This is a genomic window from Paraburkholderia sp. GAS448, assembly GCF_050435685.1.
Lineage (GTDB): Bacteria > Pseudomonadota > Gammaproteobacteria > Burkholderiales > Burkholderiaceae > Paraburkholderia.
On the sequence record NZ_JBNDKT010000004.1, the window covers coordinates 338228 to 358829 of the forward strand.

The 20602-nt window shown below is 61.8% G+C and carries 20 protein-coding genes and 1 pseudogene; 10 read left to right on the forward strand and 11 right to left on the reverse strand.

The annotated features are described in order from the left end of the window. Positions 1 to 32: 32 nt before the first annotated feature. Entirely contained in the window at positions 33 to 1139 is a 1107-nt protein-coding gene (locus P3T23_RS10470) for an alkene reductase (RefSeq protein WP_429316081.1), read from the reverse strand. A 195-nt stretch (positions 1140 to 1334) separates the two neighbouring features. Further along, positions 1335 to 1625, reverse strand: a complete 291-nt coding sequence (locus tag P3T23_RS10475) for a DUF1330 domain-containing protein (protein ID WP_429316082.1) — start codon at positions 1623 to 1625, stop codon at positions 1335 to 1337. A 902-nt stretch (positions 1626 to 2527) separates the two neighbouring features. On the opposite strand from P3T23_RS10475, the gene P3T23_RS10480 reads away from it, so the two are divergent. Genes P3T23_RS10480 through pqqE form a run of 3 tightly spaced genes read left to right on the forward strand, consistent with a single transcriptional unit; the run spans position 2528 to position 5189 of the window. Next, positions 2528 to 3241: an SDR family oxidoreductase gene (locus tag P3T23_RS10480; protein ID WP_429316083.1), complete on the forward strand. Its 714-nt coding sequence runs from the start codon at positions 2528 to 2530 to the stop codon at positions 3239 to 3241. A gap of 5 nt (positions 3242 to 3246) precedes the next feature. After that, the gene (gene pqqC / locus P3T23_RS10485; protein WP_429316084.1) at positions 3247 to 3987 is read left to right on the forward strand and encodes a pyrroloquinoline-quinone synthase PqqC; all 741 of its coding nucleotides are present in this window, start codon (positions 3247 to 3249) and stop codon (positions 3985 to 3987) included. After that, positions 3984 to 5189, forward strand: a complete 1206-nt coding sequence (gene pqqE, locus P3T23_RS10490) for a pyrroloquinoline quinone biosynthesis protein PqqE (protein WP_429316085.1) — start codon at positions 3984 to 3986, stop codon at positions 5187 to 5189. Before pqqC ends, pqqE begins: the two co-directional genes overlap by 4 nt. Before the next feature lie 15 nt (positions 5190 to 5204). On the opposite strand, the gene P3T23_RS10495 is transcribed toward pqqE, so the two are convergent. Then, positions 5205 to 6323, reverse strand: coding sequence for an alkene reductase (locus P3T23_RS10495; RefSeq protein ID WP_429316086.1), 1119 nt, complete (start codon positions 6321 to 6323; stop codon positions 5205 to 5207). A 276-nt stretch (positions 6324 to 6599) separates the two neighbouring features. Beyond that, on the reverse strand, positions 6600 to 7541 hold the full coding sequence (locus tag P3T23_RS10500) for a LysR family transcriptional regulator (RefSeq protein ID WP_429316087.1): 942 nt from the start codon (positions 7539 to 7541) through the stop codon (positions 6600 to 6602). A gap of 108 nt (positions 7542 to 7649) precedes the next feature. On the opposite strand from P3T23_RS10500, the gene P3T23_RS10505 reads away from it, so the two are divergent. Both P3T23_RS10505 and P3T23_RS10510 read left to right on the forward strand, forming a co-directional pair. Then, the gene (locus tag P3T23_RS10505) at positions 7650 to 8798 is read left to right on the forward strand and encodes an alkene reductase (RefSeq protein WP_429316088.1); all 1149 of its coding nucleotides are present in this window, start codon (positions 7650 to 7652) and stop codon (positions 8796 to 8798) included. Positions 8799 to 8854: 56 nt separating this feature from the next. Continuing rightward, a complete protein-coding gene (locus P3T23_RS10510) occupies positions 8855 to 9649 on the forward strand; it encodes an SDR family NAD(P)-dependent oxidoreductase (RefSeq protein WP_429316089.1) in 795 nt (264 codons plus the stop codon). A gap of 10 nt (positions 9650 to 9659) precedes the next feature. On the opposite strand, the gene P3T23_RS10515 is transcribed toward P3T23_RS10510, so the two are convergent. The 4 genes from P3T23_RS10515 to P3T23_RS10530 are packed head-to-tail and all read right to left on the reverse strand — an operon-like array spanning position 9660 to position 14330. Beyond that, on the reverse strand, positions 9660 to 10406 hold the full coding sequence (locus P3T23_RS10515; protein WP_429316090.1) for an ABC transporter ATP-binding protein: 747 nt from the start codon (positions 10404 to 10406) through the stop codon (positions 9660 to 9662). Continuing rightward, positions 10394 to 12208: an ABC transporter permease subunit gene (locus P3T23_RS10520; RefSeq protein ID WP_429316091.1), complete on the reverse strand. Its 1815-nt coding sequence runs from the start codon at positions 12206 to 12208 to the stop codon at positions 10394 to 10396. Before P3T23_RS10520 ends, P3T23_RS10515 begins: the two co-directional genes overlap by 13 nt. A gap of 3 nt (positions 12209 to 12211) precedes the next feature. Continuing rightward, positions 12212 to 13111: a branched-chain amino acid ABC transporter permease gene (locus P3T23_RS10525; RefSeq protein WP_133666479.1), complete on the reverse strand. Its 900-nt coding sequence runs from the start codon at positions 13109 to 13111 to the stop codon at positions 12212 to 12214. A 25-nt stretch (positions 13112 to 13136) separates the two neighbouring features. Further along, positions 13137 to 14330, reverse strand: coding sequence for a branched-chain amino acid ABC transporter substrate-binding protein (locus P3T23_RS10530; protein WP_429316092.1), 1194 nt, complete (start codon positions 14328 to 14330; stop codon positions 13137 to 13139). Positions 14331 to 14589: 259 nt separating this feature from the next. Here P3T23_RS10530 and P3T23_RS10535 point away from each other — a divergent pair, with 259 nt between their 5' ends. Together P3T23_RS10535 and P3T23_RS10540 are read left to right on the forward strand one after the other, a co-directional pair. After that, positions 14590 to 15834: a D-amino acid dehydrogenase gene (locus P3T23_RS10535; RefSeq protein WP_429316093.1), complete on the forward strand. Its 1245-nt coding sequence runs from the start codon at positions 14590 to 14592 to the stop codon at positions 15832 to 15834. Beyond that, positions 15831 to 16607, forward strand: a complete 777-nt coding sequence (locus P3T23_RS10540) for a maleate cis-trans isomerase family protein (RefSeq protein ID WP_429316094.1) — start codon at positions 15831 to 15833, stop codon at positions 16605 to 16607. The genes P3T23_RS10535 and P3T23_RS10540 overlap by 4 nt, the downstream gene beginning before the upstream one ends. Before the next feature lie 137 nt (positions 16608 to 16744). Here P3T23_RS10540 and P3T23_RS10545 read toward each other — a convergent pair. The 3 genes and pseudogenes from P3T23_RS10545 to P3T23_RS10555 form a co-directional block, all read right to left on the reverse strand. After that, positions 16745 to 16851 (reverse strand): annotated as a pseudogene (locus tag P3T23_RS10545) (sigma factor); the annotation flags it as partial. A 63-nt stretch (positions 16852 to 16914) separates the two neighbouring features. Continuing rightward, the gene (locus P3T23_RS10550) at positions 16915 to 17733 is read right to left on the reverse strand and encodes a class I SAM-dependent methyltransferase (protein WP_429316095.1); all 819 of its coding nucleotides are present in this window, start codon (positions 17731 to 17733) and stop codon (positions 16915 to 16917) included. Between the two features lie 314 nt (positions 17734 to 18047). Further along, on the reverse strand, positions 18048 to 18305 hold the full coding sequence (locus P3T23_RS10555) for a hypothetical protein (protein ID WP_429316096.1): 258 nt from the start codon (positions 18303 to 18305) through the stop codon (positions 18048 to 18050). A 542-nt stretch (positions 18306 to 18847) separates the two neighbouring features. Here P3T23_RS10555 and P3T23_RS10560 point away from each other — a divergent pair. The 3 genes from P3T23_RS10560 (at position 18848) to P3T23_RS10570 (ending at position 20554) form a co-directional block, all read left to right on the forward strand. Continuing rightward, positions 18848 to 19297, forward strand: coding sequence for an ester cyclase (locus P3T23_RS10560; RefSeq protein WP_429316097.1), 450 nt, complete (start codon positions 18848 to 18850; stop codon positions 19295 to 19297). Between the two features lie 304 nt (positions 19298 to 19601). After that, positions 19602 to 20057, forward strand: coding sequence for a hypothetical protein (locus tag P3T23_RS10565; RefSeq protein WP_429316098.1), 456 nt, complete (start codon positions 19602 to 19604; stop codon positions 20055 to 20057). Between the two features lie 149 nt (positions 20058 to 20206). Continuing rightward, on the forward strand, positions 20207 to 20554 hold the full coding sequence (locus tag P3T23_RS10570; RefSeq protein WP_429316099.1) for a c-type cytochrome: 348 nt from the start codon (positions 20207 to 20209) through the stop codon (positions 20552 to 20554). Positions 20555 to 20602: the final 48 nt, after the last annotated feature.

Here is a 20602-nt window from a genome sequence, read left to right on the forward strand (position 1 = left end):
AGTGCGCAGTCTTCAGGTTGCCTCACCACCCCTCAGGCGGCGCGTTCCTCGAGCACGGGGTAGTCCGTGTATCCCATTTCGCCACCGCCGTATAGCCCCACGTAGCGCAAGTCATTGTATGGGCCGCCCTGGGCGATTCGAGCTGGTAAATCAGGATTCGCCAGAAACATTCGGCCAAAAGCCACCGCGTCCACGCCCTTTCCCGCAATCAACTCTTCAGCCGCTTCCGGCGTTATGCCCGCATTCGCGATGATCGGACCACTATAGTGGGGCCTCACCATCCTGAGCAGTTCCGGAAGATCCGGAGAACCGGTCCACGCATTGATATCGCAAATGTGCGTGTATGCCACCTCGTACTCCAGGAGTATCTGCGCAACCCGTTTATACGTGTCGGCAGGATGTGGGTCGCGAACGTTGTTGTAGCCTGCTGTCGGCGAAATCCGCACACCCACCTTGCGCATCGGCACTACCGTCCCGATGGCGTCTAATACATCGCGGAGGATTCTGGTCCGGTTGTCCGTCGATCCGCCGTATTCGTCTGTCCGCGTGTTTATCGTTGGCGAGAAAAACTGATGCGGAAGATATCCATTCGCGGCGTGCACCTCAACGCCGTCAAAGCCCGCGTCGATCGCGTTGCGAGCCGCTACTCTGTATTCCTCGACCGTTTCGTGAATCTCCTTCAAGCTCATCGCCCGCGACGGCGTGGCTGCGATCCTCACGTAATTTCCATTTCTCAGCAGCCCGTACACCTGCAAGGCATCGAGATCATCATTCACGCCTGAAGGTGACAACGGCTGTTGCCCGCCGAGAAGGCCCTCGGCGCCAACTCGCCCGCAGTGCCAAAGCTGAAGAAATATTCGACCGCCTTCTTTATGAACGGCGTCTGTGACGAGTCGCCAGCCATCCACCTGGTCGTCATTCCAGATACCCGGTGCATACTCAAACGCGCAGGACCGAGCGCTAATGTTCGTGGCTTCGGAGATGATCAGACCGGCACTCGCGCGTTGAGCGTAGTACCTTGCGTTGATCGGCACCGGTACCCCGCCTTCTCCAGCCCGGCAGCGTGTGAGGGGCGACATTATGATCCGGTTGCGTATCGCGACGTCCCCAACTTTCAGTGGCTCAAAGACGGACGGCATTGCTTATCTCCAACGACGTTAAAGTTACTATTGCGAAAAGCGCCCTGGGGCGACCAGATTCTTCGACATGGGGCGGCTCGTCGATCATCGCTCGCGCACCCCGCCCGTCTGACTTCGGGCGAGGCATTCAGGTCCAATCGACGGAAAATTGGCGCTTACCCGGCACCATCCCTTTCTCACATACCGCATCCCTGTTTAGTCGGAGCCCTCTACGATGAAGACGCGGTACCTTGCCCCGCTATGCCGATGCGCGGCGGCCCTCTGATAGGCTGGACTTACGTACCATTGCTTTGCTTCTTCAAACGTCGGAAACCGGAGAATGACGGCCCCTTCAATTGCCGAGCCCTCAAGCATCTCCTGCTTTCCGTATAGGGCCAGGAACGAAATCCTGTGACCCTCGGCGGCCGCCGGAGCCTCCCTCGCATATGCCTCGAGCTCTGCCGGGTCTGTCGTTTCCTCTCGAGTTAGTACAACGTAAGCAGTCATTCTTCCATTCTCCTATGGACCCCTGATATTTTCAGTATTTCACTGGCCCGGATTTTCGACATTTCGTCAGGACCTCACATACGCATCGATAGAGGTGGTTCCGTCTCTCAACCATGCATTACTTATCGATTGACCATTTAAGCATAGTCATCGAAGCTCTCGCCTCCAAGTCCTTTTCTGCTGGGAATTACCCTAAGCTCGTGACCCAACCTCTTCACCAGGTCTTCACCGCGTAACCCCAGGTTGCGGATCGGCATTTGGGGTGAATTGATCTGACGAGAATTGCACCTCTTCCGCGTCGTCGTGTTACGCCGGTCCAACGGGAAGTTAAACCACATTCCATTAACCGCGACCGGCTTCCCGCTACACCCTATTGCTTCGATATCCTATGCGAACGGAACGCGCTCTATGCCATTCCTGACCGGAATAACTACTATGCCGAATATCCACCGGTCGGCTTCGCGAAACACGACCTGTGTCCGCGCCGAGTGCCGAGCGCGCGCGCCGAGTACATCTTCTTCCATGCCAATAAAAGGAGTCCAACTACGGTATTAGCGGCCTGGCTCATTCGTCCGCAGCGTTGGCTTTGTCCGGAAGTACACGGACCACTAGCACCTGAGGCAAATACCCGTGTAACAGTCGACGACCCCATGAGATCAAGATCAAGTCAAAAAAATGTTCATGCGCGTCGTACCTCCGCATCGCGACCAATCACATGTCTGCCTCGTCGCGAAACCCCCACGCTGGAATAACAGCTATTCCGGATCTTCAGATGCGTCGCCCGGCACGCACAAGTACGATTGGGCAGTGCGATAGCGTCGGCGTCGTTTCCGGGCTATGTCTCGCCGTCGGCCAAGCCCACAATGGTGTGATCAGAATCGGTCAATTACCAGGCAATGCATATGGATATGCTTACGTCAAAGAAGGTACTAGTCGTTGGTGGAAGTTCCGGGATTGGGTTGGCGGCCGCCAGGGCGTTGGCCAATATCGGGGCGAACGTCCTGATTGCGTCGCGCAACGCTCAAAGACTAAGCGAAGCCGCCGCACAGGTTGGTCATATGGCGCAGACGGCCGTGCTCGATACAACGAACGACGCTGAAGTCGAGGCGTTCCTTCACGACGCTGGGCAATTTGATCATGTAGTCATATCGGCAGCTCAGACGCCCGGCGGCCCGTCACGCAAACTCGAGTTGTCGGACGCCTACGCCGCGATGAACAGCAAGTTTTGGGGCGCGTATCGGGTAGCACGCGCCGTCAACATTGCCTCCGGCGGCTCACTCACTTTCGTGTCTGGCTTCCTCAGCGTGCGTCCGAGTCCGAACGCAGTCCTTCAGGGGGCCATTAATGCGGCTTTGGAGGCGCTCTCGCGAGGTCTCGCACTCGAGCTTGCGCCGGTGCGTGTGAACACAGTGTCGCCGGGTCTTGTGACAACACCCCTCTGGAACAAGCTGGGCACTGAGGCGCGTCAGAAGATGTATGACAGCGCCGAAGCCTCACTTCCCGCACGTCGCATCGGCCAGCCGGAAGATATCGCAAACGCCATCGTGTACCTCGTTACGACGCCATACGCGACGGGATCGACAGTTCTCGTTGACGGCGGCGGCGCTATTGCCTGATTTGCATGAACGCCACAGATACTTTCGGCACCGCACCGGTGCGCCTCACGGGCCCCGCGCAGCCAGCGTGGAGTCGCGAAGAATTCGAAGCGCAATTGCGCGCGAAAGGCACCTCGTATCACATTCATCATCCGTTCAACGTGAAGATGAACGTCGGTGGTTGCTCGCGCGAACAGATCCGCGGCTGGGTTGCGAACCGCTTCTACTATCAGCTCACGATACCGATCAAGGACGCCGCGATCCTGTCGAACTGTCCCGATCGCGCGACACGGCGCCTGTGGGTGCTACGAATCCTCGATCATGACGGCTATGGCGGCGAGGAAGGCGGCATCGAGACCTGGGCGCGCCTCGCCGACGCGGTTGGCCTCACGCGCGACGAACTTTGGTCGCTCGAACACGTGACGCCCGGCGTGCGCTTTGCAGTCGACGCGTATGTGAACTTCGCCCGCCGCGCACCATGGCAGGAAGCGGTGTGCTCGTCGCTGACTGAGATGTTTGCGCCGAAGATCCACAGCGACCGCCTCGCGACCTGGCCCGTGCACTACCCGTGGATCGACCCGGAAGGTCTCTCGTATTTCCGCTCGCGCATTACGCTCGCGCAACGGGACGTGCAGCATGGCCTCGCGGTGACGCTGAATTACTTCACGCGGCGCGAACAGCAGGAGCGTGCGCTCGAGATCCTGCAGTTCAAGCTCGACATTCTTTGGACCATGCTCGATTCAATCGAAAAGGCCTTTCCGCAATGAACGATCTTGCCCAGTCTGTCGCCAACGAAGCGCCTCAAGCTGCGCCCGCCGCGGTCGCATCGCCGCTCTGGCTGCTCGCAGAGCTCACGTACCGCTGCCCGCTGCATTGCGTATTCTGCTACAACCCGGTTGACTACACTGCGCACCGTCGCGAGCTCGACACCACGCAATGGCTCACCGCGTTGCGCGAAGCACGTGAGCTCGGCGCGGCACAACTCGGGTTTTCCGGTGGTGAGCCGCTTTTGCGCGACGATCTCGAGATTCTCGTGGCCGAAGCGCACAGGCTCGGTTTCTATACGAACCTGATCACGTCCGGGATTGGCCTCACCGACAGGCGCCTCGACGACCTGAAAGCTGCAGGACTCGATCATATCCAGCTGTCATTCCAGGACTCGACACAGCAACTGAACGACTTCCTGAGCAGCACGCGTACGTTCGACCTGAAACGGCGCGTCGCGGCATCGATCAAGGCACACGGTTTCCCGATGGTGCTCAACTGCGTGCTGCACCGCTTCAACTTGCCGCACGTCGACAAGATCATCGACATGGCCCTCGCGATGGACGCCGAGTATCTGGAGCTCGCAAACACACAGTACTACGGCTGGGCGCATACGAACCAGGCGCAACTGATGCCGACGCGCGAGCAGCTCGAAGAGGCGGAAGCTGTGGTGGAGCGTTATCGCCGGGAACATGGAGAACGCTGCAAGATCCTCTTTGTGGTGCCCGACTATTTCGAGCGCCGGCCGAAACGCTGCATGAACGGCTGGGGCGCGGTATTCCTCGGCATTGCGCCGGACGGTGCGGCGCTGCCCTGCCATAGCGCGCGCAGCCTGCCGGGGATGACCTTCCCAAATGTAACGCAGATGCCATTGCGCGAGATCTGGTACAACAGCGACGCGTTCAATCGCTTCCGCGGCTATGGATGGATGAGGGAGCCGTGCCGCAGTTGTGACGAGAAAGAGCGTGACCTCGGCGGCTGCCGCTGCCAGGCGTATTTGCTTACCGGCGACCCGGCGAATACCGACCCCGTCTGCGACATGTCGCCGTTGCACGAAACGGCGGTAATCAGCGTCGTGCGGCGCGCCGCGACGCATGTCGGAGCGCGCGAGCAACCAGTGCTGTTCCGCAACGACGCGAACTCGCTCAAGCTGGCGGCACGGGCAGCGGTAGCGTCGGAAGAGGCAAGCCATGACACCCCGTAATTTTGCCGTCTTGCATTACCCTGCGACCACTTCACCAATCAGCGACGGGTAGTCCGTATAGCCCCTGGCATCGCCACCGTAGAAGGTCGAACGATCGTAGCGAGCGAGCGGCGCGCCTGTGCGCAGACGCTCAGGCAGATCCGGATTCGAAACGAACAACCTGCCAAACGCGACAAGGTCCGCGTGACCATCGACGAGGATCTGCTCCGCGCTCTCCCGCGTAAACCCACCGGCCGCAACGATCGTACCTTTGAAGAGACGGCGTGCGTCCTTCGACGAGAAGTCTGACTCACTTGAATCAACGTCTTCGATTCCTCGAATACGCGGCTCAATCACGTGCAGGTATGCGAGGTTATAGTCGTTGAGTCGCTGCACCACGTAGCCGAACGTTGCATGTGGATTGCTATCGGACATCGTTCCATAGGTGCCACTCGGCGCGAGGCGAACCGCCACCCGACCCGGACCCCAAACGGCGGTCACCGCATCAAGCGTTTCAAAGAGCAGGCGGGCCCGGTTTTCGAGTGATCCGCCATAAGCGTCGGTGCGATGGTTCGTCCCGTCCTGCAGGAACTGATCGAAAATGTAGCCGTTGGCGGCATGAAGCTCGACGCCATCGAAGCCCGCTTCCTTCGCGAGGATCGCGCCGTAGCGGAACTGCTCGACGATGCCTCGAATTTCATGCAACTCGAGCACCCGGGGCACCTCGAGTTCCGCTTCAACGATGTTGCCGTTCTCATCGCGGATTGCCGCGTACTCGAGCGAGCGCAATGCAGAAGGAGCAACCGGCGTGATGCCACCTGTATTTGCCGAGTGTGCCTGGCGCCCTGCGTGCCACATCTGCAGGAAGATGCGCCCTCCCTTGGCGTGGACCGCGTCAACCACCCGCTTCCACCCTCTTGCCTGGGCCACGGTGTAGATACCCGGCGCATCAACGTATGCGATGCCAAGCGGCGAGACCGCAGTTGCGTCGGTGATCAGAAGACCACCGTCTGACGCCCGCTGCGTATAGTAGTCGATCATCAGATCGCCTGGCACGTTGCCGTCCTCGGTACGCATGCGTGTTAGCGGTGCCAGCACAACGCGGTGCTTGAGTTGAGAAGATCCAACCGTAGTCTGGGCGAAGAGCTTTTTCATTGCGATATCCTCGATGTGAGTGATGGAGTAGCGCAATGATGATCGCGGGCGACGCAGACCAGAAGACGCCGCAGAGCAATAGATCTCATTCCTTCGTGGAATACCGCTTGACTCAACCGGCTCATGTACTGCATGACGGAATTCGGCGAACGCCTTCTGCATCCCAGCTGCGCAAAAGATCCTTGCATCCTGTTCGGATCGCCAATCTCGTGTTCTTGAACAGCTTGAACCGGCCGGGTTTGGCGGAGGCTCCAACATCGGCTTCGCTGTCTTTTTTCAGCCTGCCGCAGTGTCGACGTTCAACCAGGCATCGAGGTCACCAGCTGCCGTGGAAAAGCGCTCTACCAGGAAGTCGAGAAGCGCCCGGACGCGCGGCGCCATGTACCGGCTACGCTGATACAAGGCATGCACGGGGACATCCGGAGACCGCCACTCCGGCATCAGGATAGTCAATCTCCCCGAGCGCAGATCGGACCCGATGTCCCATATCGATTTCATTGCGATGCCGTGACCTGCCACCGCCCACTCGCGAGCGAGCGCACCGTCGTTCGTCTCCCGAGAATTTGTCAGCGGCACGGTATAAGTCTCGACCTCGCCGCCGCGCGCGAACCGCCATTCGTTCGCAAGGCCGGAAGCCGTCCCCAGGACGATGCAATCGAAGCGATCCAGATCCTGCGGGCGCTCAGGCACTCCATGCGTCGCCACATACTCAGGCGACGCACACAGCACGCGTCGGTTGGGCGCGAGGCGTCGCGCGACAAACGAACTATCCGGGGGCACGCCAAACCGGATCGCAAGGTCAATGTCATCGTGCAACAGATTCAACAACGAATCCGATAACACCACCGCGAAACTGACCTCCGGATACTGCACGTTGAACTCATCGAGCCAACCCATGAGGACATGACGGCCAAAGTCCGATGTCGCCGAGATGCGGATCTTTCCGCGAACGATGCTGCGACCAGCCTGTAGCGCCGCATGAGCATCGTCGAGGGACTGAAGCGCCTGCTGACAATGGAGCAGATACATCCTGCCCTCCTCCGTCAGCCGCAACTGCCGCGTCGTGCGCTCGAAGAGCCGCGTATGCAGGGTCGTCTCAAGTTTGACAAGACGCGCACTCGCGGCCGCGGGCGAGAGTCCGAGCTTGCGCCCCGCCGCCGACAACCCACCAAGGTTTGCCGCTTCAACAAAAAGCCGGATGTCGCCGAGATTGTCCACGATACTTCCGCTTTTTTTGAAAATGATTCAAATGGTATCCCAATTCTCAAACAGCACCGGGCTCCGCACAATGCGTCACATCCTCAACGAAGTCCGGAGATCAGCATCATGTCGATTACCGCCTCGCCGCTTTTCACGCCTGCCGTCGTCGCCGGTCACACGCTCGCTCACCGTGTCGTTATGGCACCCATGACGCGCTCACGCAGCACCCAGCCCGGCGACGTGCCCAACGCGATAAACGCCCGCTACTATGCCCAGCGTGCCTCGGCCGCCCTGATCGTGACCGAGGCTACCCAGATCTCGCCGCAGGGCAAAGGTTATTCGTTCACGCCGGGCATCTACAGCCCCGATCAGGTCGCCGGATGGCGGCTGGTGACCGACGCGGTCCACTCGGCAGGCGGCCGGATCTTCCTGCAACTCTGGCATGTGGGCCGCATGTCCCACCCGGATTTCCACGACGGAGAGTTGCCGGTGGCACCCTCCGCCGTCCCCTTCGATGGACAGATCTGGAAGGTGGACCCCGCCACCGGCATAGGCGCCATGGTCGCCTCCCCGACGCCGCGTGCACTCAGCCGCGACGAGATCAAGGGCGTGGTGGCGGATTTCCGCCAGGCGGCTCGCCATGCAATCGATGCGGGCTTCGACGGGGTCGAGATCCACGGCGCCAATGGCTACCTCATCGACCAGTTCCTGCGCACCACGTCCAACGTGCGCACCGACGAATACGGTGGCTCGCGCGAGAATCGCCTGCGTTTTCTCAAGGAAGTCGTCAACGCCGTGGCGGACGAAGTGGGTGCGGAACGCACCGCCATTCGCCTCGCGCCGTTTCTGACTGCGCGTGGCATGGCGTGCCCTGACATCCTGCCGACCATCCTCGAAGTCGCCGGATTTTTGCAGGCACGCGGCATCGGCTATCTGCATCTGGTCGAAGCGGATTGGGACGATGCACCGCAATTCACTGAGGAATTCCGCCAGGCCATTCGCGCCAGGTTTGAGCGGCCCATCATCGTGGCCGGCAATTACGACAGGGCGCGCGCTGAGTGGGTTCTGTCCAGCGGCTACGCTGACCTGGTCGCCTTCGGCCGGCCATTCGTCGCCAACCCGGACTTTCCGCGCCGGCTCGCCAACGGTCTGCCGCTGGCCGGCTTCGACGGCAGCACGCTGTTCGGCGGTGGTGAGCGTGGTTACACCGACTATCCCGTTTCGCACGAAGCAGAGGCATCCGACAAGGCCCGTGACGCGGTCAGCCTTTCCTGAAGTCCGATGTCGTGCGCCACGCCAATGCCAGTTCATCCCGCAGCAAGGAGCAGAAAATGTTTGTTTATCGCGGTTCGACCGCCCTGATTACCGGAGCGTCCAAAGGGCTTGGAAAAGTCTTCGCAGAGACCCTTGCCGCACGCGGCATGAACCTCGTGTTAGTCGCCCGATCCGGCGACGCCTTGCAGGCCCTGGCCGCCGACCTGACTGCCAGGCACGGGGTGAAATCCATCGCGCTCAATGCGGACCTCGGCGAAACCAGCGCAGCCACCCAGATCGCTCGGGAACTCGAGCGCCGCGGCATTCAGGTAGATCTGCTGATCAACAATGCAGGGCTTGGCCTGACCGGCAGCTTCCTCTCGCACGACCTCAGGAAGGAGCAGTCCGAGATCCAGGTCAACGTTCAGGCGCTCGCCGCTCTCAGCCACCTGTTTGGCAGCGGCATGGCAAAACGTGGCAGGGGCGGCATCATCAACCTCGCGTCCAACGCGAGCTTTCAGCCGATCCCTTTCATGGCCACCTACGCCGCGACCAAGGCTTTCGTCCTTCACTTCAGCGAGGCGCTGCAATTTGAACTCGCCGGAACCGGTGTTCACGTGATGGCTGCTTGCCCAGGGCCTACGGCAACGAGCTTCTTTGATGGCGTATCGACTAATGTGTCGCCGAGGAGCATGGACCGCCCGGAATCGGTGGTGCAGAAAACGCTCGAGGCCTTTGACCGAAGGAAAGCCGTGGTCTACCCGGGGCGGGCAGGCGTGAGAGCCGCTACCTGGTTGTCACGGTTGCTGCCGCGGGCGCTCGTGGTTCGCATCGCTGCAATGGCAAGCGGCAAGATGGGGCTCCACGGCTGAACGCATTGAGCTACGCGCCTGGCGGGTCAACCGCAGTCGACGCACTCCCTCCAAGATAAGCGGTACGGACACGGCTGTCCTGTGCCAGATCCCGCGACGCACCCGACAGCGCCACGCTGCCGCTTTCCAGCACGTATGCCCGGTGCGCAATGCGAAGAGCCTGCCGGACATTCTGCTCGACAAGGAGCACTGAAGTGCCTTCGGTGCAGATGTCGGCAATCATGCCAAAGATCACGCGGACCAGTTTCGGTGCGAGCCCCATCGACGGTTCATCCAGCAACACGAGTCTCGGCTTGAGCATCAACGCGCGCGCAATCGCAAGCATCTGCTGTTCGCCGCCGCTGAGTGTTCCGGCCAATTGTCCGCGTCGCTCGCCAAGCCGCGGGAAGGTCTCGTAGAGGACGGCGACCCGACGCTCGAGCGCGGCGGCGTCACGTCGCAGCAGATAGCCGCCAAGCCGCAGGTTCTCTTCGACCGTCAACACGCCAAACATCCGTCGGCCCTCTGGCACGTGCCCAATGCCGAGGGCGACGATCTGATGGGCCTGCAGCCCGGTCAGCGGCCGTCCGGAAAGCGCGATCTGCCCGGCGCGCGGCCGGAGCAGACCCGAGATGGTTCTGAGCGTCGTGGTCTTGCCTGCGCCATTGGCGCCGAGCAGCGCAACGATCTCACCCGGACCGACGTCGAGAGAGATGCCGTGCAGCACTTCGATGTTGCCGTAACTCACGCGCAGATCACGGACTTCTAGGAGCTCCACAGCGACTTCTCCCCATCGGTGGCATCGTCGGCGGCGTCGTCTTCTTCGGCCGTGCCCAGATAAGCGTCGATGACGCGCGGATCGCTCTGGATCTGCGCCGGCGGCCCTTCCGCGATCATGACGCCATGATCCATCACGATGATCCGGTCCGACACGCCCATCACCAGCGTCATGTCGTGTTCGATCAGCAGCACCGTGACGCCCAGCGCGCGGATGCGCCGGATCAGGTCCATCAGGGCGTGCTTCTCAGTCGGATTCATCCCGGCGGCAGGTTCGTCCAGCAGCAGGAGGCGCGGATTGCTGGCCAGTGCGCGGGCGATTTCCAGCCGACGCTGATCGCCGTAGGGCAGGTCGGCCGCGTATTCGCTTGCGCGCGCGGCAAGGCCGACCATGTCGAGCCAGCGCATGCCTTGCGCCTCATGTTCAGCCGCTTCCGCGCGGGCAGACGGCGTGCCCGCCAGTTCGGCGACAAGCGGCGTCCGCAGCCGGTGATCCATGCCCGTCAGCACGTTCTCGAACGCGCTCATGTGCCCAAAGAGGCGAATCCCCTGAAACGTGCGGGCGATGCCGCGATGCACATTCTTGTGCGGCGCGCCGCCGCCCATCGGTGCGCCGCACCAGAACATGCGTCCGGCGCTCGCGCGGGTGACGCCCGTCAGGCAGTTGAAAACCGTGGTCTTGCCCGCCCCGTTCGGGCCGATCAGCGCAAGAATCTCGCCGCTGCGCACAACAAAGCTGATTCCACCGATTGCCAGCACGCCACCAAAGCGGCACGCGAGGTCGCGCACCTCGAGCAGCGTTTCGCCCGCCCCGGCTGTGACGGGCGGCGCGGGGGGAAGCGGCACGCCTGACAGATCCGCCTGCGGCATGGCGCGTTTTGCACGGACCGGCCACAAGCCCTGCGGGCGCAGCAGCATCAGGATCACGAGCGCGACGGCAAATCCGAAGATGCGCCAGAGGTTCAGAAAGCGCAGCAATTCCGGCACGCCAGCGACGATGATCGCGCCGAGAATCACGCCGGGAATGCTGCCGCGTCCGCCGAGCACGACGACGATGAGAATCGTCACGGACTGCAGATAAGTAAAGCCGGTGGGATCGATGGTGCCAAAGCGCGCGGCGAACAGGCTCCCCGCTATCCCGCCGATCAGCGCGCCCATCACGTAGGCAAGCAGCTTGACGCGCAGCGTCGGGACGCCGACTGCCTCGGCGGCCGATTCGTCCTCGCGGATGCTCGTCCACGCGCGCCCAAGCCGCGACCGGCCCAGGCGGACCGCGAACAACAGGACCACGACAAGGAACGCCATGCCCAGTTCGTAGACCGCGCGCGGCGAGCTGATCTCAACGCCGAACAGACTCGGGCTGGCAATGCCGTAAATCCCGTTCGGGCCGCCCGTAATCTCGAGATTGGTCGCGACGATACGCGTGATCTCACCGAAGCCCAGCGTGACGATCGCCAGATAGTCGCTGCGCAGACGCAGGGTCGGATAGCCGATCACAACCCCCGATGCGCCGGCAAACGCGAGGCTGAACGGCAGCGTTTCCCAGAACGAGAAGCCCAGCAGCGTTTCGAGTAACGCCGTCGTATAGGCGCCGATCGCGAAGAATGCCGCGTAGCCGAGGTCTAGCAGCCCCGCGTAGCCGACGACGATATTCAGCCCGAGGCCGAGGATCGAGTAAGTGACGATGGTCAGGGCAACATCGATCACGTAGTTGCTGGAGAACGCGGGCAGCGCGACGGCCAGGGCGATCAGCCCGGCGGCGGCGATCGTGGGCCAGGCTGGCATCGAAGCCGGTGCGCGCATGGGCTACATCCTCTCGACGACGCGCTCGCCGAACAGGCCCGTCGGCTTGACCACCAGCACGGCGATCAGGACACCGAACACGAACACATCCGTCCACTGCGACGACACATAGCCGGCGCCGAACGCCTCCAGCAGCCCGATCAGGAAGCCGCCCGCCATGGCGCCCGGAATGTTGCCGATGCCGCCAAGCACCGCAGCGGTGAACGCGCGCAGGCCGAGCACGAAGCCCATGAAAAAGTTGATCTGCGTGTAAAAAAGTCCCTCCATCACGCCTGCTACGGCAGCGAGAACCGATCCGATGAAGAAGGTGAGATGGATCATCCGTTCGACATCGATGCCCATCAGGCGCGCCGCGTCCTGATCAATGGCGAGCGCGCGCATCGCGGTGCCGATGAAGGTGTGATTCACGAAAAAGTAGAGAGCCAGCATCAGCGCGAAGCTGGCGGCGACGATGCCGAGCTGGGAAAACGTGATTTGCACGTTGTGCAGATTCAGTCCCGCCTGGGTGAGCAGGTGCGGATAGGTCCTGAAGCCGGCGCCATAGATCAGCAACACGGCGTTTTCGAGCACCAGCGAAATGCCCAGCGCGGTAATGAGAATCGACAGCCGCGGCGCGCGCAGCAACGGCTGATAGGCAACACGCGCGATGACGACGCCGAGTCCGCCCGTTGCCGCCATCGACGCCCCGAAGGCAGCCAGCAGCGCGAGCGCGAGCGGCAGGTGCGCGCTCGCGAGCGTCGCGAGGCTGGTCCATCCGATGAATGCGCCGACCATGAACAGGTCGCCATGCGCAAAGTTGATGAGACGGATAATGCCGTAGACCATCGTGTACCCGAGGGCCACGAGCGCATAGAACGAGCCGATCGTCAGTCCTTCGACGACGAACTGGAAAAAGGTGCTCATGGCCGCAACGGGAGCGCCGCAGCGCTCACTTCATGGCCACCCATTTACCCGCCGCGTCCTGTCGCTGGTAAGCCGCGAACTGGTCGTTGCGCACGATGATCGTGATATAGACCGCGAGGCTGCGGTCGCCTTTCGGATTGAACCCGATGCTCCCCGTCACGCCCGGATAGTCCTTGATCTTGTGCAGCGCGGCGATGATCGCCGCCGGACTCGTCGACTTCGCGTCGGCGATTGCCTTCGCGGTGACCCCAACGGCATCGTATTCATACACCGAATAGGGCCCAGGCCCCTGGCCATAGGCCTTCGTGTAGTCGTCGACGAAGCCGTGGCCACCCGAAAGGAATTGCGCCAGCGGAGAGGTGGTGATGATCATGCCGTCGGCCGCGGGGCCCGCCGTTTTCATCAGCGTCGGGTCGTTGGTGCCGTCACCGCCCATGAGGGTCATCTTGAGGCCCAGTTGCCGCGCCTCCTTCACGAGCAGTCCAGCTTCGGAGAAATAGCCGGTGTAGTAGATCACGTCAGGGTTCAGCGACGCGACCTTGGTGAGCGTCGGCGAGTAGTCCATCTGGCCTGGCGTAATCGAGTCGGCATACACGACGTCCACGCCGTCTTTCTTCAGCGACTCGACCGTGTTCTGCGCCAGGCCCTTCGCATAAGTTGTGTTGTCGTCGATCACGGCGGCGCGCTTCGCATGCAGCGAGTTCTTGATGAAGCTTGCGGCGAACGGGCCCTGTTCGTCATCGCGCCCAATGGTGCGGAAGACATTGTCGTAGCCCATTTCCGTGAGCTTCGGGTTCGTCGATGCGTCCAGCACGTAGGGCATGCCAACCCGATGAAACGTCGTCAGTTCGGGAAGCGCAGCGCTGGAGCAGTACCCGCCAGCCACTGCGACCACGCCCGCGTCGATCAGCTTCTGTGCGGCCTGAACAGCAGTTTGCGCGTCGCAGGCGTCGTCCTCCGGCACGAGTTCGATCTGCTTGCCGAGCACGCCGCCTGCCGCGTTGATCTTCGCGGCGGCCAGTTTGGCGCCGTTGACGATATCGGTGCCGGCGTTGGCGTTGCTGCCCGAAAGAGGCACCGGTACGCCGATCTTGAGGGTCTGGCTGTGCGCCGCTTCGGGAGCGAGCGCGGCGAGCGCCGCCAGTCCGAGGATCGCGGCGCCGAAGGTTTGCCGCAAAACGCGGGCGGCGTCGGGCAAGCCATTGTTCTGAGCATTCATGTTCGTGGCTCCTGGCAGGGAATCCGACCGGACGGTCCCGCGGGACGGGTAAGCCGGCGGTCAGTTGGCGAAACGTAATGGATCGTTACGTGCGGTCCGGCGCGAGCCTGGTGCGCAGATGTCGCGCGGTGCCGGCGCAAAGATGCCTTCTCCATGATAGATGCCGAAGACCGCCTGACCGGTATAGGGTATGCGCGTATAAATCTCCCGGAAAAGCGGCAGCGGACTTATATTTCGTGAATGACAGCAGGGGGCGCGCATGAAGAGCATCGTGCTGGGTGCAGGCATCGCCGGCGTCACGACGGCGTACTACCTTGCGATGGACGGTCGCGCCGTCACCGTGCTCGATCGCCGCCCAGGCGTCGCGCTCGAAACCAGCTTTGCGAACGCCGGGCTCGTCGCGCCGGGGCATTCATATACCTGGGCTTCGCCGCGTGCGCCCAAAATCCTGCTGAAATCGCTGTTCGTCGAGGGACAGGCGCTTCGCCTGCGCCTCAACGCGGATCCGCACATGTGGGCGTGGTGTGTGCTGTTCCTGCGCAACTGCACGGCGACGCGCTCGCGCGAAAACACCGCGCGCAAGGTACGGTTGTGCCGTTACGCGCAGGATCAGCTACAGCAGCTGACCGCCAGAGAGCAACTGCAGTACGACCGGATCAGCCGCGGCCTCCTGTATCTCTATCGTGACGCGGCGTCGTTCGAGCGCGGCCGCTCGAACATGTCGATTCTCACCGAAAATGGCTTGTCGCTCGAAACGCTGGACGCCGCGCAGGTGGTCAAGCGCGAGCCGGCGCTCGAACACGCGCGCGACCGGCTTGCCGGCGCCATCTATTGCCCCACCGACGAGAGCGGCGATGCGCATCAGTTCACCCGCGAGTTGCAGAAGGTCTGCGAGCGACTTGGCGTACGCTTCATGTTCGACGCCCCGATCAGCCGCATCGAAGCGGCCGGCGACCGGATAACGGGTGTCCGCACGCCGGCAGGGCTGATCGACGGGGACGATTTCGTACTCGCGCTCGGCTCGTATTCGCCGATTCTCGCGCGCCCGCTCGGTTACCGGCTGGCGGTCTATCCCGTCAAGGGCTACTCGGCGACATTTCCGGCAGGAAGGGAGCACAGCCCCCCTCAGATTGGGGGCGTGGACGAAAACCATCTCGTTGCATGGGCACGCTTCGGTGCGCGGCTGCGCTTTACCGCGACGGCCGAATTTGCAGGCTACGACACCAACCACGAGCCCGCGGACTTCGCCCCGATGCTGCGCGCGGCGCGCGAGCTGTTTCCCGACGGCGCCGACTACACGAAGCCGAGCTACTGGGCCGGCCTGCGTCCGATGACGCCCGAGGGTACCCCGCTGATCGGGCCGACGCGCCACCGCAATCTGTTTCTGAACACGGGTCATGGCCACATGGGATGGACGATGTCTTGCGGCACCGCAAAACTGCTCGCCGACATCATGGCAGGGCGCACACCCGAGCTGGACCTGACAGGGATGACGATGAAATGAGCACCACCCCACTACAGCACGACGCCTACACGAAGCTCGATTTCGCGCTCGACGCAGGAATTGCGGGCCGGGCGGCGATCGGCCTCATCGTGCTGGCGACCGACCACACGATCGAACACGAATGGCGCCAGCTGCTCCAGCAGAACGGAGTCGCCTTCTACGAAAGCCGCCTGGAGAACTCGCCGGACATCACGCCGGCGCGACTGGCCGAAATCGAGTCGCGCATCGCCCCGGCGGCCGGGTTGCTCCTGCCTGGCGAGCGGCTCGACGTGGTAGCGTTCGGCTGCACGTCGGCGGCCATGGTGATCGGCGAAGAGCGCGTGTTTGCACGCGTCCGCGAGGCGCGTCCCGGCATTGCCTGCACGACCCCGATCACGGCTGCCGTCGCAGCGCTCGCCACGCTACAGGTGCGGCGTGTCGCGTTGCTAACCCCGTATATCCGCTCCATCAACGACTTCATGCGCGACTACATTGAAGCACGCGGGATTGCCGTGACCCGCATTGCATCGTTCGAGCACGCAGACGACAACGAGGTCTCCCGCATCGATGCCCCTTCGCTTTGCATGGCGATCGAACAGCTTGCGCGACACGCCGACGCGGATGCGGTGTTCGTCTCCTGCACGAGCCTGCGTGTCGGTAGTCTGATCCCGCAGCTGGAGGTGGTGACAGGCAAGCCCGTGATATCGAGCAACTTCGCGATGGCGTGGCACGCGTTACGGCTTGCCGGCGTGCGCGATAGCGAGCCACGGCTCGGGCGGCTGTTTGCGCTTTAGCCATGTTTGTCGCGCAAGTGCAAACACATCAAGCAGTGAAAGTGATCGTGTTTTGCGTCGGCCGCTGGCGTTCATCAAGTAATCTGCCAGGGATCTGTTCCCTTGCGTCGAGCGCAGCGATGCGACGCAGTGAACTAGACGTCCTGCACGATATCTTCGCTTCGGCAACAGACCCCAGCATTCGAGAGGCAATCTTCTGCAATCGGGGGCGGAGCCGGTTAAAGGCATGTGCGTCGTCGTCCATGAACAGACTTCCTCCTGCGTTAAAGGCACAAGCTCCAGGCCTCTCCGCGAGTAGACATAAACTTCAAGCCTCCATCGTCACGATGTGCGCCTGAATCTTTCCGTCGACGGGACCAGGCCCGAACTTCCCGGCCGTTGCAGCAGTGCAAACGTCTATGGCTCGCGATAGTTCATTGCGTCCACGGGCTTCGATCTCATTGCGCAAAGGCGTTCCCTGGCAGTAAGCGATCGCTGGGATGCGAGCAGACGCTGCGCGACTACGTGATGCGACGGTTTGGAACGCGGGTTCCGCACGGAAGCCGCCAAGCCGCAGGTCTTGCTCGATAACCTGCCGCTCATGGTACCCATGTGGCGTTCGCGCCAGGAAGGTAGGGGGCGATGACGGAAAGAGCCTCGCCAAGGCGCTCGTGACTACATGCGCGAACTCGTTCTCTTCAATCCGATCCCAAACGTCGAAGACGAACGTGCCACCTGACGCAAGGACGCGACGGGCCTCGGCGAACGCCCCTGGTTTGTCGGGAAAGAACATAACGCCAAACTGGCAGACGACGACATCAAACTCGCCATCTGCAAACGGCAATTGCATCGCATCTGCTTGACGCCACTCTACCGGTCGGAATGCGCCGACTGCCTGAGCGCGATCGAGCATCGGCTGATTCAGGTCCGTCGCCACGATGACAGTGCTGTTGGGCAACGCCTTCGCCAATTCCCGCGTCACCACTCCCGTGCCGGCCGCAACTTCGAGCACTTTCCTGGGGCGCCTGGACGCGACTCGGCTCGCGAGGTCGACGGCGTACGGTTCGAAAATCAACGGCACCAGGTATGTGTCATACAGATCTGGAATTGAGCCGGCGAAGACATTGTCATTGCTATGCGTGCCCATCAGATTAACCTCCAGCTGGGAGACCGCAGGAGCAGATCGCTGATAGGTGTGATGCTAACCCGAATGGGCATCCGGGTCTCGCGGCGTGTCAATCTCAACACGCCCGACAATCGAGCTTGCCGTTGAGTAGTCGCATCCGCGCGTCGATGGATCGAATGTTGAGGAGACGTCGGCAAGCTCCGCCGAGCAGCAACGCTTCGGGCATTAACGGGGACTAGCGTATCGAAAGTGCGCCCAAAGGTCCCCTCCGGGCTGCACTCCGCATCGGCGGCTGTCCAATTCTGCCTGCCAATGATTGGCCGTACTCGACCTCGTTAGAGTCGCTCAGAACCGGTTTCCTGCTGTCCGCTCTCATGACAGCTCGCCGACGATTCATCGACCCCGCACTGTTTGACAGGGTATTGGGGCACCAGGTCTCCCATCTGGTAAAGGGGCTCGGTTTCAACAGGTTCGATGATGGCAGCGAGGCCAGTCCCTGATCTGGCATCGCGTTGGAACAAGGCTAGAAGTTCGGGGCGCAGTCCGTCGCCGCGTTTGGCTGCGAGAGCGTGAAGCGAGAGAAATGGCAACATGGTTGAACTCCAGTCAATAAAAGACGGGCGAGCGCGATGCCGATGAACGAATTGGCGCATCGGGGCGCCCGCAGGATAAGTGTGGTTCGAACGCGCGGTGCGTCGTCCGCCGACCTCGGCTACTGCGGGATCGTATGATCAGGTTATGGCAACAGGTCGGCGTAAGCACCCCGTTTCTTGCTGTCTAATCGCTGTGAATGCAAAGTCACGTTTAGCACACCGTTACGCGGCTTTTTTATCGCCCATCGTTGCACCCGCGTGCCGCGCCGCGCACGTGGCGTCAATGGCCAAACTTCGAACGTCAATCATTGCCATTCTGCCGTTGGTGACCACCGCAGACCGATCTTGCTTTGCTGCAGCCGCCTTACGCGGTCGGCTACGTACATCACGCCATCGTGACTTTCGTCACCACGCGCCTCGTAGCGCTGATTCGATATGACAGCAAGAAATGGGGGGCTGCTGACGGCTTGCGTCGATATTGTTCAAACTGAGAGAGGCGATCGTGCATCTCTCTTTCAAGCACAGTCAATGAGGAATTCAACATGTCTAAGGAAGATGACAACAAGGCCATCGTAGGGCGCTGGTTCACCGATTTCTGGGGCAAAACCTGCAACCTCGACATCGTCGACGAACTTGCTGCTCCCGACATGCTTCTACGCTACTCGTTGCACGAGCCGCGTCGTGGCCGCGAGGACATCAAGGCATTCATGGCCGGCTTCCGCGAAGCATTCCCGGACCTCAACTTCTGGGGCGCTGCTGATCTGATCGCCGAAGGGGACTATGTAGTCGGCCGCTGGGAAGGGGGCGGCACGCATACCGGTCCAGCATTCAACGATTTTCTGATCGGAGCCCTTCCGGCTGAGACCGGCCGGAAAATGCACTTCACCGGCACGACAGTGCTCCGGCTCAAAGACGGCAAGATCGCTGAAGAAATCGGCCTGGACGACGGCGTGACCGCTCTGCAGCAACTCGGACTTATCAGGGTAGCGTAAGAAGGCGCGGCGCTAAAGCGTCTGCCCCAGCGGTTTGCCGAACTGGAGGGCGGCAAGCTGCGCGTAAAGCGGCGAGGTCTGCAGAAGATCGGCGTGACGACCCTGCGCGACGATGCGGCCTCGTTCCAGCACGACAATGCCGAAAGCGGCCGTCGGGTAAGCTGCCGCTTTTCAAAATACTTTCACAGTTTCCGTCTTGTTTTCGGAAGGGCATCGCTCCGCAGGTTCAGCACTTTCCAGACGGTGCACGTGTCTTCGGCACGTCGGAGCCGTCGCCCACTGCCGCACGCAGGAGAGAACTGCAATGAAACGCTCAGATCGACGTGCCGGATTGATCACGGCTGCCTTGGCCGCGTTGACGTTCGGAACGTATGGCCAAATCACTTTCGCCGCCACCGACGGCGAGTCCACTCACGAAACAAGGAAAGAGACCACGACGGGACGCACGGCGGCGACGCCCTGTGAAGAGCAGGCGAGCAGTGCGAATTCTCCGCTTACCCTGCTCATCCAGCCTCCGGTCGGCAGCACGGTGCGGCTCACTTATGTTCCGGCTGATGGATGGAAGCTCGACACCCCCGATGCGGCACCCAAGGCAACCCAGGGCCGGGTCACGCCCGTAGGGACGTCGCGACATGAAGAAAGCCACGGCAAAAACGAGCCAATGACCGTGTTCATTGATGGTCCAACCGGCTACACCTACATCTGGATACAGGACAAGGGCTGGAAGTTTGCCGGGCGCATCACGGACCGGATTCAATGAATGCCGCGCGGGATGCAGCCGGCGCCCGTGCAGCGCAGGCACTAGCGGAGGCGCCTTATCGCATGCGATGTCATGAGCAGCCCCTGCGGCTGGTGATCCGCCCGGGAGGAAAGCGGACGCCTGCGTGCCTTGCGTTTGTAACTGCCGCCATGCTGGTTGTTGTCCAGTCCGCCCGGGCGGATGGCGCCGTCGGGGGCGCGGCGCCCCCGCTCACCGACCCTGGCATCATCAGCGCCTGGCGGACATTGCGGGCCGCCGACTGCGCTCGTTGCCACGGCAAGGATTACGAAGGGTTGGCAGCCCCCTCCATCGTCGACTACGCGCGAACCGAGAGCCGGGAGACATTTGCCCGAATGGTCCTTGATGGAAATGTGGCCCGCGGGATGCCGGCATATCGGCTCAATCCGCCGATTGCCGATCACCTCGACGACATCCACCGATACTTTATGGGCCGAGCCGATGGGACAATCCAGGCAGACTCGCGCCCTCAGCGGTAGCGGTAATGCCGTACGTCCTAACCGGCGTTACCTCTCCCGGAAAATAGC